We start from the raw sequence: 13,690 nt of genomic DNA, 5'->3' as shown, positions 1-13,690 counted from the left end.
GCCCGGCGCGGCGGCCGGCCACGCAGGCGGACCTTGTCACTGCGCCTGGAAGCCGCTGGCCTTGATGATGCGGGCCCAGGTCTGGGCATAAGCATGTTCCCGGCTGGCCAGTTGCTGCGGCGACATATAGCCCACCGTCAAGCCCATCGTCGTCAGGCGCTCGCGCACATCCGGCAGCGCAATCACCTTGGCCACCGCTTCGGAAAAACGGTCAATGACGGCCTTGGGCGTACCGGCGGGCGCAAAAATGCCGTAGTAGGGAACGTCCTCGAAACCGGCCAGTCCAAGCTCGGCAAAGGTCGGCACATCGGGCACCGCGGCTTGCCGAGCGCCCCCCAGCACGGCCACGATGCGAACCTTGCCGGCCTTGTGGTTCTCGATGAAATCGGGGATCGAGGCGACCCCGGCGTTGATCTGGTTGCCCAGCATGTCGGCCATCATCGGTGCACTGCCACGGTACGGCGCGGCTTGCAAATCGAGGGCGTATTTCTGGCCAATCAGCTTGACCAGAAACTCCGGCACCGACGCCGGCGCCGGCACCCCTACCGTGCCCTTGCCGCCTCCCTGGCTGCGGACCCAGGAGACATATTCGCTCATCGACCTGGCCGGTGTGCCGCCCGACACCGCCAACGCGTTGACGAAGGTGGCAAAGCCGGCCACCGCGACAAAATCGCGCGCCGGATCGAAGCCGGGGTTTTTCACCACCAGCGGCAAAATCGAAATCGTGTGGTCATGCGTCAGGAAGAAGGTGCTGCCGTCGGCCGGCGCCGCTTTCAACACTTGCGCCGCGATCTGGCCACCGGCGCCGGCGCGGTTCTCGACGATCACGGTAGTCCCCAACTGCTCCTTCAGCTTGTCGGCCAGGGTGCGCGCGATGGCATCGGTGCCGCCGCCCGGCGGAAAGCCGACCAGCAGTTTGATGGTGCCGGTCTGGGCTTGTGCCAAGCCGCCCAGCAAGAACGCGCTGAACGCCAGCGCAAGAGTAAGCCGGCGCGACAGGCGCGGCAAAGTTGACCTGAACATTTTGGATTCCATTTGATTGAAGTAGAAAGTAATTCCCGGCTCAGAACACGCCGGGATAGGCACCACCGTCGGCCAGCACGTTCTGGCCGTTGATATAGCCGGCCTGCTGGCTGCACAAAAAGGCGCAGATGGCGCCAAATTCCTCGGGCCGGCCAAAGCGTTGCGCCGGAATGGTTTTCTTGCGCGCCTCCGTGACGGCCTCGATGTTCAAACCGCTCTTCTGCGCCGCGCCGCTCATCACCGCCTTCAGCCGGTCGGTGTCAAAAGCACCGGGCAGCAGGTTGTTGATGGTGACGCCCTGCGCCGCCAGTTTGCTGCGTGAGGTCCCGGCGACAAAACCGGTCAGGCCGCTGCGCGCGCCGTTGGACAGGCCCAGGATGTCGATCGGCGCCTTCACGGCGCTGGAAGTGATGTTGACGATGCGCCCGAAACCGCGCGCCGCCATGGCGTCCACCGTGGCCTTGATCAACTCGATCGGGGTCAGCATATTGGCGTCCACCGCCTTGATCCAGGCGTCCCGGTCCCAGTCGCGAAAATCGCCCGGCGGCGGGCCTCCGGCATTGGTCACCACGATGTCGAAGTCGGCCCGGCTGGCAAACACCGCCGCGCGGCCCGCCACCGTCGTGATATCGGCAGCCACCGACTGCACCGTCGAACCAGCCACGGCCTCTGTCCTCAATCTTGCCGCCGACGCCTGCAAGGCCTCGGCCCCGCGGGCGACAATCAGCACGTTCACCCCTTCGCGCACCAGGGCCTGGGCGCAACCCAAGCCCAGCCCCTTGCTGGCACCGCAGACCAGGGCCCATTTGCCACCAATTCCAAAATCCATATCAGTTACCTCGTTAGTTACAACAATCTTTCGCCATGATAGTGGCGAACCGCGGATGAAATTTTTACCGGACTCCGAATCAGGCGCGCCGGGTAAAAACAAATATGCCGGCAATCACCAGCACGGTGCCGGCCGCCACCCAGGCGGTGAAGGGCTCGCCCAGAATCAACACGCCCATCAGAATGGTCGACATCGGACCGACCATGCCAACCTGCGACACCACACTGGCGCCAATGCGCTCTATCGCCATCATCACCAGCAGCACCGGCAGCGCCGTGCACAAGGTGGCGTTGAGCACCGACAGCCAGATCACCGGCGGCGCCACCAGCGCCGCATGCCAGGGCCGCAGCAGCACAAACTGCGCGATACACAGCAGGCTGGCGACACTGGTGGCCAGACCCACCAGGCGCAGGGACCCGAGCCGCTGCACCAGTTCACCACTGAAAATCAAATAGTACGCATAACTGAAAGCGCTGAGAAAAACCAGCAGCGCACCCAGCGCCACGTCAGCGCCTGCCAGTTTGACCTCGTGGCCAAACACCAGCATGACACCGGTATAACTGATCAACATGCCCAAGACCTGAGCGCGTTTGACGCGTCGCCGGTACAGCAGCCAGGCCAGCAGCAGCACCAGCGTCGGATTGAGGTACAGGATCAGCCGCTCTAGCGAGGCGCTGATGAACGACAGGCCGGCAAAATCAAGGTAGCTGGCCAGGTAGTAGCCGCTAAAGCCGAGACCCAGAATGCCCAGCCAGTCGCGCCGCGTGAGGGCCGGCTTGCCGCGGCTGGCCCACCACGCCATCAGCGCAAAAATGGGCAAGGCAAACAGCATCCGGTACATGATCAGCGTCACCGCATCGACGCCATGCCGGTACGCCAGCTTGACGATGATCGCCTTGCCGCTGAAGGCGATGGCGCCGACGGTAGCCAGCAGCAGGCCGGTGGCTGCCGGCGACCTCATGTTCTCACCCTTGTTTTCGCTAATGTGGCAATCGGCAGGAACAGGCACAGAGGATCATCGGCTGTTTCGACGAAGCCCAGTCGTGTGTAAAACGCTTTGACCTTGTTGTTTTTGGCCTCAACCAGCACCGCGTACAAGCCGACTTGTTGCGAGAACTCCAGGGCCAGCTGCAAAGCAAAGGCCAGCAGGTCCTGCCCGATGCCGCCTCCCTGGTGGCGCACATCGACAGCCAGACGACCGACCCGCAACATCGGAGCCGGGTAGCGCGGTAACTTCAGGCCTTCGGGCAATTGAATGCTCGCAACCTGACCGGCACTGACCGAAACGTAGCCGGTAATGGTCACTCCATCATCGGCCAAAGCCACATAAGTCTTGCCAAAGCCACGCCGTTGCAGTTGACCTGCTTGCCTGAGAAGAAAGTCATTGAGCGCGCCTTCACCGCAATCGAAGCCCACACGCACATGATGTGCCGCGAGGCGCTCAATGGGCACAGTCATCTAGCGCCGCGCCATGAGTTTACGCAATGCGGCAGTCGGCTTGGACGGCCTTTCACAAGCCGCTACAAACGATTGAAAAGCCTGCTGCGACAACATGAGGGAATCATCGTCGGCAACGACGCGGCGTGCCGCCTCATAGGCGTTTTGCAACACGAAGCCGGAAACGGTCGCGCCCATCATGGTTGCAGCGCGCTCGATGGTGGCCTTGGCTTGTGGCGTGGTACGAAGATTGATACGGGCGGACTGAACGGCACCGGCGGCAGACGACATGCAACTCTCCTTGGAACTTTTCAATTGTACGTCAGAATGGCGCACAAAGCTTCGAAACCGAACCACCACCTGATGGTCGCGCCAGCACCAGATCGGCAAACAAAGGAGGGGTAACCAGGGTTTTAGAATTGGCGCCTGCGGCAGGGTCTCGTTCTTTGAACGCAATTGCAAACACATCGGAGAAATGCAGACATGGTGACGCAAAGCGCTAAAAAATTCGTGCAACGACTCGGCCCCGGCCTGATCACGGGGGCCGCCGACGACGACCCCAGCGGCATCGCCACCTACTCGCAGGCCGGTGCCCAATTCCGCTTCGCGCTGGTCTGGACCCTGCTGCTGACGACGCCCCTGATGATAGGCATCCAGATGCTGTCGGCGCGCATCGGCTGGGTCACCGGCGAGGGACTGGCGGCCAACATCAACAAGCTGTTCCCGCGCTGGCTGACGACCGGTCTGGTCGGCCTGCTGGTGGTGGCCAACACCATCAACATCGCGGCCGACATTGGCGCCATGGGCGAGGCGGTGCGGCTGCTGGTCGGCGGTCCCCTACCGCTTTACGTGCTGGGCTTCGGTGCCCTGTCGATCGCCACCCAGGTGTTCTTTTCCTACGAGCGCACGGTGCGTGTCCTGAAGTGGCTGACGCTGGCGCTGTTTGCCTACGTCGCCGTCATTCTGACGGTCTCGGTGCCCTGGCGTCGGGCGATTTCGGAATCGCTGCAGCCCTGGTCCTTCTTCCCGAAAGAAGTTTCGCTCAAGGAATACGCCGCCATGGTGGTGGCGGTGCTGGGCACCACCATCAGCCCGTATCTGTTTTTCTGGCAGGCGGCGCAGGAGGTCGAGGACAACCGGCGCCGACCGCAATCGCAGGAACTGCGTGCGCATCCGGAATATGCGGCGGAGCATTTGTTCCGCATCAAGCAGGACACTTTTGTCGGCATGAGTTTCTCCAATGTGATCGCCTTGTGCATCGTGATTGCCACCGCGGTGACACTGAACGAACATGGCATCAGCAACATCCAGACCTCGGCCCAAGCGGCCGAAGCGCTGCGCCCGGTGGCCGGCGAGTTTGCCTTTGCGGTCTTTGCGCTGGGCATCATTGGCACCGGCCTGCTGGCGGTACCGGTGCTGGCTGGCTCGGCCGCTTATGCCGTCAGCGAACTGTATGGCTGGAAGGCCGGGCTGTCGCACGGTTTTCATGAGGCCAAGGGCTTTTACATCATCATCGTGGCGGCCACCGGCATCGGCACCGTGATGGGCGACCTGGAACTCGATCCGATCAAGGCGCTGGTCTGGAGCGCTATCGTGAACGGCGTTATTTCGGTCCCCATCATGGCTGCCTTGATGTGGATCGGCCAGTCCAGGCGGCTGATGGGCGAGCACACCATCTCGCTGCGGCACCGCTACTTCGGCTGGAGCGCAACGGCGGTGATGGCGCTGGCCGTGCTGTTCATGCTGGCCACCAGTTTTTGACAGGACGGAGAGGCCTTAATCCTTGAACACGCGGTGATGCAGTCTGCGCAGCGACCACCAGACCGCCAGCGCCACCACAGGAATAGCGGCGGCGGCCGTGCTCTCGGCGCTCCAGGGCCAGCCCAGGCTGTGCGCGGCCTTGGCCAGATAGCTGATCAAGCCGACGATGTAATAGGTGATAGCCGCCACTGACAGTCCCTCGACCGTGGACTGCAGCTTGAGCTGCATGTCCTGCCGGCTGTTCATGGTCGCCAGCAGCGCCTGGCTGCTCTGCTGCTGTTCGATCTCGACCCGGGTGCGCAGCAGGTTGCTGATGCGGGACACCCGTTGCGACAGTGCGTCCTGGCGCCGGGCGGCCCAGGCGCAGGTGGCGCGCGCCGGGCTCAGGCGTCGCTCCATGAATTGCCCGATGGTCTGCATGCCCGGCAGCACCGCTTCGTCAATGTCGCTGATGCGCTTGTCCACCAGCTCGAAATAAGCGGCGCTGGCGGAAAATCGCGCATGGCTGGCGGCGTGCCGGCTCTCCACCTGCCCCGCCAGCTTAGTCAGCCGGTCCAGCAACAGCGGTTCGTCCTGTGCCGTGGCACTGCGAATGGCGCTGGCCAGCTCGGCCAGTTCGCCTTCGGCACTGGCCAGGATGCCGGTCGCCTCGCGTGCGGCCGGCAAGCCCAGCAAAGCCGCCATGCGGTAGCTCTCGATCTCCAGCAAACGTTGTACCAGGCGCCCCAGACGACGCTGCGACAGGCTGCCGACCAGCAGCAGCATGCGCGAAAAACCATCCGCCCGCAGCGCAAAATCGGTATACACCTCGGCCGCGCCACCGGCCACGCTGGAGGCCACCAGCGTGTCTTCCAGCAACAGCTGTTTGATCAGCGTGGCGGCACCCAGCGCCGGGGTCGACAGGGCCCACAGGTGCAGGCTCGACAGACATTGGCCCGGCAAGGCGGCCAGCCAGTCCTGCGGCACCGCGTCCAGCGCGCGCGGCGGCTCGCTCTCGCCAAAGCGCTGCGTCGCCAGCGGGCACATGAAGGTCCAGCTGACAAATTCCGTGTGCAGTTCCCAGCGAATGTGAAACTGCCCCAGATCCATGCGCAGGTGGCTGGCCTGCGGGTCCGGCAGCGGCAGGTGATGGTCGCGCAGCAAGGCCGCCAGATGCAAGCGGCTGGCCTCGCGCTGGGCCGCGTCACAGACCATGACCACGCTGGAGATCGCCAGCGGCGCCACCAGCGCCTGCGGCGGCCGGGCGTGGACTTCGTTGTGCAGGGCGGCGCGTTGCGCGTGCTGTTGCAGGTGGTGCTTGAGTTGCATAAGTGCTCCTTGCAGGAATTGTGCCGCAGAAGGGGTTTGCTGCGGCTGCTGGCCTGAACTTTGTGTCGAAACTCTTCCCAGAGCCATTCGCCATCAAGCCACAATCACCATGGAGTTCACGCACAGGGCCTGACCGATGGGGTGGAAGGCGAAGTGGCATGATTGGACAATGAACTTGAAAACAAGCGTCGCCCTTGTGGCACTGTTGATTGGCCTGTCGGGGTGCAGCAAGGTGACGGCAGAAAACTATGCAAAACTGCAGACAGGAATGTCGTCCGCCGAGGTCAATGCCATCCTGGGCAGTCCTCGATCCTGCGACGAGGCGCTGGGCTTCAGGAGTTGCCAATGGGGTGACGAGCAGAGCAATGTGACGGCGCGCTTTGTTGCCGACAAACTCGTGCTGCTTTCGGCCAAGAACATCCGCTGAGCCAGCCGGCTTTTCGGCAGCACCCTGGTCGGGCCGGGCCGCGTCGTTTGACTACACTGCGCCAGATGAGCAGCCCTCCTCGACCGCATCGCGTGCAAGAACTCCTTGCCTGCTATTTCTGGAGTGGCGACGTCATCCGCAGTCGAAGTGTGAGTGAGGTCGTGCTGTCGGGAACGCTCAACGTGCCGGCGCCCCCGGCGAGGCTGACGGCGGATTGGGAAAGAGAGACGTCGTTGCGCCTGGGTCTGGAACCCGGAGACGTCGAGCCCTTGCCCTTGGCGCGAGCGCGCGTGCGCTGGACCGACTACCGGCACTGCGTGCAGGCGGTGTCCGACTGGACGCGCGCACGCGGTCTGCATGAGGTGCTTGCCCCCTGTGATGTTGCGCTGATGGCCTGCCGCGGTGCCAAGTACCACCTTGACGGTGCGCACTATGGCGGCGCGGCCTTTTGCAATCTCTTCCTGAGCGAGGACAGGGGTCTGGATCTGCACTTCCCCGCTACGGGCCATCGAATTCCCCTGACCAGGGGTACGGTTGTGCTGTTCGACACCGCCCAGCCTCACGCGGTCATTGATCGCGGCAGCGATGGCTTTGACACGGCCGACTTCCCCGCCGACCGGGATTGCACCCAAATCTTCCTGACCTGGGAAGTGCCGATTGAAAACGCCCCTGTCGCGCACGCACTTGGGATCGCATTCGACATCGACCCCGCGACCGCGTTGCTACTGGAGGAAGAGCAGGTCTGGCGCAACGGCGCACGCGCCGGTGTGTGCCCAGATTCCGGTCGGTGGTGCCAGGCTGGCAGCTAGCCTGTCGGGTCACGGTGCGGCCAGGCCAAGGTGGTCGGGCTTGAGCGGCTCAATCCATCGCAACCGATTTGGCCGATACCCGACTGTCATGGGTACCCGCGTGGTGCCCAAAGCGGGTAGCCACGGCTGAGCCAAGCGGTCATTCAGATTGCCCAATGGAAATCAGTAAGCAGACGTTCATAACGGTGATGAAATTTCTGCGGCCTGTGCGGCTCTTGCGCAGCGTAACGAGTCATTGGACCTTTGGCAGTGAAAGACTGGTTGGTCCCGAACCCGACATACGTCTGACTCGACAACTGGCTAAACAGGTCAGCGCGCATACTAAAATTTGACCTGCAGCATTACGTAGATACCTGAGTTATAACTATCACATATGACATCAGGCAATCCGTCGCCGTTAATATCAGCGATAGTTACATTGCGAGGATATAGCGAGTCAAACACTGGGATTCCGAATGCAGGCGAAAACTCCCAAGTGGCGGATCGACTGGCGGCACCGATAGCCAAAAAACTATTGGAAAAGCTATAGATAACCAAATCATCCAGTCGGTCGCCGTTCATGTCTTTAACGAAGTAGATCTGTGCTCCACCCAGATTGATTTCTTGTCCTTTAACGAAGCTACCATCGGAGGAGTGGAGATAAGGCACATTGCCGACAAATGTCCCGGGTTTGGTCGATACATCATCAAAGAAGATATCGGACAATCCATCACCATTTACGTCAAAGACTCGCATCCCCATACACGAATAAAAGCCCGCACAGATGGCCTCGGCATTCTTAGTCAAATTTGCGTTGGGCACAAACACTCCTGGCAGACTTTGCGAATAGACTAATACTTCTGAAGTTTTGGTCATCCCGGTTACAGGGCTGGTAATTGCGTTGATGATCAGCTCAGGCTTGCCATCTTGGTCAAGGTCGATGACACCTATCTCATACCTGCCATTGCCGGTGAACTGACTGGTCTTCGGCACTAATGGGGGAAGTAATTTCAACCCTGAACTCGAGTTGAGAATGATCTGAATTCCAAAAACGGAAGAAGTACTTGGACTATTGTTTGCGATGATGTCTACTCTCGAGTCCCCATCAACATCATAAAAGTCGACGTTCTGGACATAGTCACTTTGGATGAATTGCGACAACGCATACTGTCCGCTCTGATCTGCCTTGAATACGTAGAGACCCGACTTTTCGGTGCTTTGATATTCAGTCGAAGCACCGGGAACGATAATCTCTGGTCTTCCATCGTTATCCAAATCTGTTACCAGAATTTTCTTGGCATCCGCATTGACAACCACTTCAAGCTTTTGACTCTTCTTGAATACCCCTTGAGCATCCTGAAGAAAAATATTCAGCGTAAATCCGTTTCTGACGACTTGGTTGACAACATCCAAAGTGGCGAGTTCAACGATATCCGTGCGACCATCGCCATTGATATCCGCCGTGGTGATGTAAGGCTTGTCACTTCCGAACACAGTGGGATCCCTGGGCGTTAGCTGCTTTGGTTCGAAGATGGCAACGGTTGTGCGGAAGCTCAAATGGTAGTCATGGGGCAGAATGTTGCCATTGCTCGCCTTGAGACCGGCCTTGATAGTGAGTTGGTAGCTGGTCCGCGCATTTAGCGGCAGGACAGGGGTCACGTCGATCATAGTACCGCCCGAGACGGTGACTTTGATTGGTATTGAGTTGGAACCGTCACTCAACAGCACTTGGTCGCTAGTGATGCCACCACTTGTGACAGCGCTATCTACATATACTTTGAGGTCGACACGAGGGTCAACGCCCTGCGAGCCGTCAGGGAATCCAGCCGACACTACCTTTAGGGCAACTGCCTGCGCAGGTGGTTCAACGGGAATTGTGCCGCTTGTTCCACCTCCCCCTCCGCCACCGCAGGCAGCAAGCAATACGGACAACCCAATACACGTGACAAATTTCACAAGCTACTCCCTGTTTTCTAAGTTCTAAGAATTCTTAATGCGGCCGGGACAACTGTACATGAACATTTTCAGCACTGATATCCCCCTTTCGGGGGATGGTGCGATGACGGCTACTTGCTGATGCCGGCTTTCCCTGCATACTTGACTTCCGACTGTGCCGCGTGAAAGACCGGATTGTGTCTTCAAGAGCCTGTGGCGGAATACTTCGGCAGTTCTCAATCGAAGCTTGGCCCAGGCGCGATCGCGCCGAAGGCTTCTATCGCACCGTGGCAAGCAGCGCCCGCACAGGGATATTCTTGGCGTTCAGACTGGGCGTTTGGCCGCGCAGATCAAAATCCAGCTTCACTTGCGGCCTGAACATCAGCGTATGGGTCGAGCCACCGAAATGGAACATACCGAGCTGATCGCCTTTGTTGACATGCTGCCCCTCGTACACCGTGATGTCGTTGGACGACACCTCGGCCATGCCGACAAACATTACGGCCATCAAACCAATCTTTGGGTTGTCAGCTTCAATGAATATCAAACCCCGTGACGCGACTTGCGTTATGTAGCCCTGCGATTCATTGGGTCCTGCCGGATCAAAACCCACCGCCGGAGTCTGAGCGTAATAGGAGCCGTCAATCAGCCGTGTTTTGACAATGCGCCCGCTCACCGGACTGTGCCAGCGGTGGTAACTTGCTGCGCTCAAAAAGGCTTGATAGATGGTGCCGCCAACAAACTGCTGCGCCAGTGCGTCGTCGGCCATCATGTGCGAGAGTGAATAGGGTTGGTCCTTGATCCAGAACTGATCCTGCCACTTCACACCCTTGGCTAGTTTGTACGGTGCAGATTCGCAGGCATTGGCGATCACGCTGTCATCCAAGGGGCTGGCCACGGGGCGCCGGCCCTCGCGGAACTGGCGGGTAAAGAAGTCATCCCAAGATAGGAACCCGTAGTAAGGCGAATCCAGTTTGACATCAAAATCTTCCACCAGGTTGGGCATGGCTTGCAGTGCATCTCGACCTAACCAGCCTTTCTCGGGGTGATTGTTTAGCACCGCGCGTGAATCAGTTGATCTCAAAAACACCGCCCACTGCGTCAAAATTTTCTTCAACTGGCGATTCACCTTGTCGTTCAAGAACGCCGTGGCGCCGGCGGGGGTGCCCATGGCCCAGTTGACTATGGCGTTGATCGGAAAACCGACCAGATCGGTTTTGTTGAATTCCGGCGCCTGGGTGATGATCCGGTTGATGAGCCGGAGCATGTCGCGGTAATTGCGCACCTGCGGGTCGCCCACTGGGTCGTTCAGGTACAAGGGTGTGTGCGGAATCTGCTCAAACATCTGCGTGAACAGCATGTATAGATCAGGATCGTTGTCGATCAGCGCCTTGAACTCCTGCACTACCGGCAGCCAGGTCTGGCTCTCGTCCTGACCAGCGCTCTGGCGTACCTGCTGCAAGGCTTGTTGATCAGCGCGCAACCAAGCACCGGTTTGCGGCTGTGCCAATGCAACGTCGGCTGCAAGAAGGCTCGCCAACGCTGCTGAAAGATACCATTTTGTCTTCATTCGGTATTCCTTTAGCGTTGAGCTATTGTGCGCCGGGGTGGATGACGGGTCTACAGCGAGCTGTTTGGGCAGCACCCACAGTCACTGACGTTCAAGCTGGTGTATGACCAGAAGCTGAACAGGGCATGGGCGTACTGGCACGAAAACCAAGATGCGATGCGCGCCTCCAAACCGATCAGTTATTTCGATTTGGTCAAACGCACCGGGATTGATTTGTTACCTGGTGTGCGCCTTGACTGATTCATAAGTCACACTGTCATTGAACGGTGTGCAGACCCGCTACAGACACATAGCTGCCACTCAGTTTTCCGGTCTACCACCTCCAAACCAGTCACTCGCATCCGTGCCTGTGGCGCGGCTCAACGTTCGAGTTAGACCGCATTTGGAGCTACCTTGGGAGTGGGACGTTCATGGAAACGGCCATGTAAACCCAGACGGGAAAGACCAGAACGCCAAGCAGCGCAAATAGCTTGATTGACCGTACCGACGATATCTTGGTGCCGCGTTGCCCGAGTACCGTCATGAGGTTGTACTTGGCAACGACCTCGGCACCATTTGCGAACAGTGCCCACCATGCAAACACGCAGGACAACACGAAGATGGAGGCTAGCCACGCAAGTACGAAAGGACTTCCGTCCTGCGGACGAAAGTACTGCCAGACGGTTGGGGTTGCGCCGGACAGTTGGCCCACGCCCATGATGACCCACGGAATGGCGCTAGCAAGAGCGAACTTGCGAACATAGGCTACTGCCTCAAGAACGCTAGCCTCGGTTGACTGCCGAGAGGCTGCACGATGCGCCACAACGAAATTGAATAGAGCGAAACCGAGCGCCAGTAGCCAGAAGTTGCGCGAGACAAAGTTGAAGATGTCGGGCATTTTCTTTGCGGTCTAGCGAGGCTGTGCAAAAACCATCGGACCCGCACCACTGGCTCCAATGCAGGGGTACTTGACCCCTTGCTCGAAGTGCGTTCGTTGAATATGGCGCGATCTGAGTGGTCGAATTTTTGGCTTCACAAGAGTATCTCCATCAGAAAGGGTTTTTGCACAGCCTCAACGTTCAAGATCAGCGGACCAGCCAGCAAAGCTGGCGCAGGTCCGATGCATTGCAGGGTTATGCATACTAACCATCCGCTCTCATGACTCCTTCAGGACCCGAGGCTTTCGATTTAATGCATTCGGAGATCGATTTTTCGACCCCGTCCTTTACTGCGAAAGCACACCACTCGCCTTTGTACCGTTTATTCAGCGCGCAATTTTGGTAAGGAGCGTTACGAACCTTATCTTTTGCGGCAAGCTTTTCGACACAAGTTCGAAGTTGCGGCGACTCAACAATGACGCCCGTCCGCAGTATGCAAACAGCGGTCGCCCAGTCATAGGTTGTGCCCGCGAGGTTAGCCGGGCACGCGCAATTCCCATGCGGCGCAATTAGACCCAGCGCCGTCAATGCAAAGATCTTACAAAATGGAATTGATTGCATAACGATCAGCGTTTATCCGCCGCGCTGCACTACTGATAGAACCCATGAACATCTCCCGCGGCTGATAAACCATGTTGGACTGAACCGCCTGCACAGGCAGTCGCGATAGGGGTTTGAAAGCTTCGCCCCTTTTGTTTGATCGAATTATGACCGCGCGTGGTGCGCTCGGGGTGCGAAGTTGTTTGTGCCACGGTATACCAAGACCTCAATCGTGGCGGCCTGCCAACACTGTTTGCGTGGGACGCTGGTCTGCTCAGAGGCTGCACGCAGCACCACTCCCAGCGCGTTGCCGCGATGCCAAACCGTGCTCAGGCCAAGCCTCACGATGGCGGTCCCCGGCCCTGCGGCAATCCGCTTCGGACACGGCCGCCAGTCGCTACGAATAGCGCCTGGTTTGAGTGAAATTGGCCCACCCGAGAGCGGGTGTTCGTGGTCGTCTGGTTACGCTGCCCAAGAGCCGCCCACGGCCAGGTTCTGCTTCCTCGTATCGAGCGACTGCTTTGTAGAAATTGACTCGGCGAAGGGCTGCTTTGGAGCACCGGTCCCCAATAGCAGCTCCTGGTCGGGTGCCGGTGCTCCTTTGGTCGGACTCGCCGCCACATACCTGACGGTTGATCCGAGGCTGCCAATGTCGGGTAACGGGCAGGCAATTTGAATATCTGGAGACCCGCTTTGTGTCTGAAACGGTAGTTGACACCGCTACCCCTATGACCACCCAGATCGGATCGGGCAGCAACGCAAGGCGGGGGTGGGGTGGATGTTGGGCGCGCAAAAAAACGGCACCCGAAGGTGCCGTCACGCTGAGCGAAAGGGCGGGCCGTCAATCCTCGACAAACGCCTCTTCACGCTTCTTCTTGATCGAGGGCAGCAGCACGATCATCAGCATCAGGGCCGCCGCCACCAGCAAGCCGGCCGACAGGCCGCGCGTCACAAAGACGCTCCAGTCGCCACGCGACAAGAGCAGCGCGCGGCGCAGGTTCTCCTCCATCATGGGCCCCAGGATAAAACCCAGCATCATGGGCGAGGGCTCCATGCCCAGCTTGTTGAAGGCGTAGCCGATGAAGCCGAAGCCGGCCACCATCCAGATGTCGAAGGTGCTGTTGTTGGTGGTGTAGACGCCAATCGCGCAGAACA

Annotated in this window: 13 protein-coding genes; 3 read left to right on the top strand and 10 right to left on the bottom strand. The window is 59.4% G+C overall.

The window, feature by feature from the left end:
* Positions 1-36 precede the first annotated feature (36 nt).
* The 5 genes from PHS32_RS19650 to PHS32_RS19630 form a co-directional block, all read right to left on the bottom strand.
* Positions 37-1,023, bottom strand: coding sequence for a Bug family tripartite tricarboxylate transporter substrate binding protein (locus PHS32_RS19650; protein WP_301080813.1), 987 nt, complete (start codon positions 1,021-1,023; stop codon positions 37-39).
* A 40-nt stretch (positions 1,024-1,063) separates the two neighbouring features.
* Positions 1,064-1,852: an SDR family oxidoreductase gene (locus PHS32_RS19645; RefSeq protein ID WP_301080812.1), complete on the bottom strand. Its 789-nt coding sequence runs from the start codon at positions 1,850-1,852 to the stop codon at positions 1,064-1,066.
* A 79-nt stretch (positions 1,853-1,931) separates the two neighbouring features.
* Positions 1,932-2,813: a DMT family transporter gene (locus tag PHS32_RS19640; RefSeq protein WP_301080811.1), complete on the bottom strand. Its 882-nt coding sequence runs from the start codon at positions 2,811-2,813 to the stop codon at positions 1,932-1,934.
* Positions 2,810-3,310 (bottom strand): GNAT family N-acetyltransferase, encoded by a 501-nt coding sequence (locus PHS32_RS19635; protein ID WP_301080810.1) that lies wholly within the window; start codon positions 3,308-3,310, stop codon positions 2,810-2,812. Before PHS32_RS19635 ends, PHS32_RS19640 begins: the two co-directional genes overlap by 4 nt.
* Positions 3,311-3,580 (bottom strand): DUF1778 domain-containing protein, encoded by a 270-nt coding sequence (locus tag PHS32_RS19630; protein ID WP_301080809.1) that lies wholly within the window; start codon positions 3,578-3,580, stop codon positions 3,311-3,313. It lies immediately after the preceding gene.
* A gap of 192 nt (positions 3,581-3,772) precedes the next feature.
* Between PHS32_RS19630 and PHS32_RS19625 the strand changes: the two genes are divergently transcribed.
* Positions 3,773-5,050: a divalent metal cation transporter gene (locus PHS32_RS19625; protein WP_301080807.1), complete on the top strand. Its 1,278-nt coding sequence runs from the start codon at positions 3,773-3,775 to the stop codon at positions 5,048-5,050.
* Positions 5,051-5,065: 15 nt separating this feature from the next.
* Here PHS32_RS19625 and PHS32_RS19620 read toward each other — a convergent pair whose 3' ends face one another.
* Positions 5,066-6,358: a DUF3422 domain-containing protein gene (locus PHS32_RS19620; protein WP_301080806.1), complete on the bottom strand. Its 1,293-nt coding sequence runs from the start codon at positions 6,356-6,358 to the stop codon at positions 5,066-5,068.
* 169 nt (positions 6,359-6,527) lie between these two features.
* On the opposite strand from PHS32_RS19620, the gene PHS32_RS19615 reads away from it, so the two are divergent.
* Positions 6,528-6,785: a hypothetical protein gene (locus PHS32_RS19615; protein WP_301080805.1), complete on the top strand. Its 258-nt coding sequence runs from the start codon at positions 6,528-6,530 to the stop codon at positions 6,783-6,785.
* 65 nt (positions 6,786-6,850) lie between these two features.
* Positions 6,851-7,594 (top strand): hypothetical protein, encoded by a 744-nt coding sequence (locus PHS32_RS19610; RefSeq protein WP_301080829.1) that lies wholly within the window; start codon positions 6,851-6,853, stop codon positions 7,592-7,594.
* 321 nt (positions 7,595-7,915) lie between these two features.
* Here the strand turns inward: PHS32_RS19610 and PHS32_RS19605 are convergent, their stop codons facing one another.
* From PHS32_RS19605 to PHS32_RS19585, 4 genes are all read right to left on the bottom strand, one after another.
* On the bottom strand, positions 7,916-9,529 hold the full coding sequence (locus tag PHS32_RS19605; protein ID WP_301080804.1) for an FG-GAP-like repeat-containing protein: 1,614 nt from the start codon (positions 9,527-9,529) through the stop codon (positions 7,916-7,918).
* A gap of 256 nt (positions 9,530-9,785) precedes the next feature.
* Entirely contained in the window at positions 9,786-11,153 is a 1,368-nt protein-coding gene (locus PHS32_RS19600) for a phosphatidylserine decarboxylase family protein (RefSeq protein ID WP_301080802.1), read from the bottom strand.
* A gap of 313 nt (positions 11,154-11,466) precedes the next feature.
* Positions 11,467-11,955: a hypothetical protein gene (locus tag PHS32_RS19590; protein WP_301080801.1), complete on the bottom strand. Its 489-nt coding sequence runs from the start codon at positions 11,953-11,955 to the stop codon at positions 11,467-11,469.
* 1,421 nt (positions 11,956-13,376) lie between these two features.
* Positions 13,377-13,690 (bottom strand): tripartite tricarboxylate transporter permease (locus PHS32_RS19585; RefSeq protein WP_301080800.1); only part of this gene is annotated, 314 nt, incomplete at its 5' end.

The sequence above is a fragment of the Rhodoferax sp. genome, assembly GCF_028714215.1.
GTDB lineage: Bacteria > Pseudomonadota > Gammaproteobacteria > Burkholderiales > Burkholderiaceae_C > Rhodoferax.
Note: the sequence above shows the minus strand (reverse complement) of the source record. Positions and strands in the feature narration are given on the sequence as shown.

What these genes read in the sequence shown, in the direction of transcription:
- PHS32_RS19635 (WP_301080810.1), bottom strand. Translation starts at nt 3,310, where the DNA reads ATGACTGTGCCCATTGAGCGCCTCGCGGCACATCATGTGCGTGTGGGC.
- PHS32_RS19610 (WP_301080829.1), top strand. Translation starts at nt 6,851, where the DNA reads ATGAGCAGCCCTCCTCGACCGCATCGCGTGCAAGAACTCCTTGCCTGC.
- PHS32_RS19645 (WP_301080812.1), bottom strand. Translation starts at nt 1,852, where the DNA reads ATGGATTTTGGAATTGGTGGCAAATGGGCCCTGGTCTGCGGTGCCAGC.
- PHS32_RS19590 (WP_301080801.1), bottom strand. Translation starts at nt 11,955, where the DNA reads ATGCCCGACATCTTCAACTTTGTCTCGCGCAACTTCTGGCTACTGGCG.
- PHS32_RS19625 (WP_301080807.1), top strand. Translation starts at nt 3,773, where the DNA reads ATGGTGACGCAAAGCGCTAAAAAATTCGTGCAACGACTCGGCCCCGGC.
- PHS32_RS19650 (WP_301080813.1), bottom strand. Translation starts at nt 1,023, where the DNA reads ATGTTCAGGTCAACTTTGCCGCGCCTGTCGCGCCGGCTTACTCTTGCG.
- PHS32_RS19615 (WP_301080805.1), top strand. Translation starts at nt 6,528, where the DNA reads ATGAACTTGAAAACAAGCGTCGCCCTTGTGGCACTGTTGATTGGCCTG.
- PHS32_RS19620 (WP_301080806.1), bottom strand. Translation starts at nt 6,358, where the DNA reads ATGCAACTCAAGCACCACCTGCAACAGCACGCGCAACGCGCCGCCCTG.
- PHS32_RS19640 (WP_301080811.1), bottom strand. Translation starts at nt 2,813, where the DNA reads ATGAGGTCGCCGGCAGCCACCGGCCTGCTGCTGGCTACCGTCGGCGCC.
- PHS32_RS19630 (WP_301080809.1), bottom strand. Translation starts at nt 3,580, where the DNA reads ATGTCGTCTGCCGCCGGTGCCGTTCAGTCCGCCCGTATCAATCTTCGT.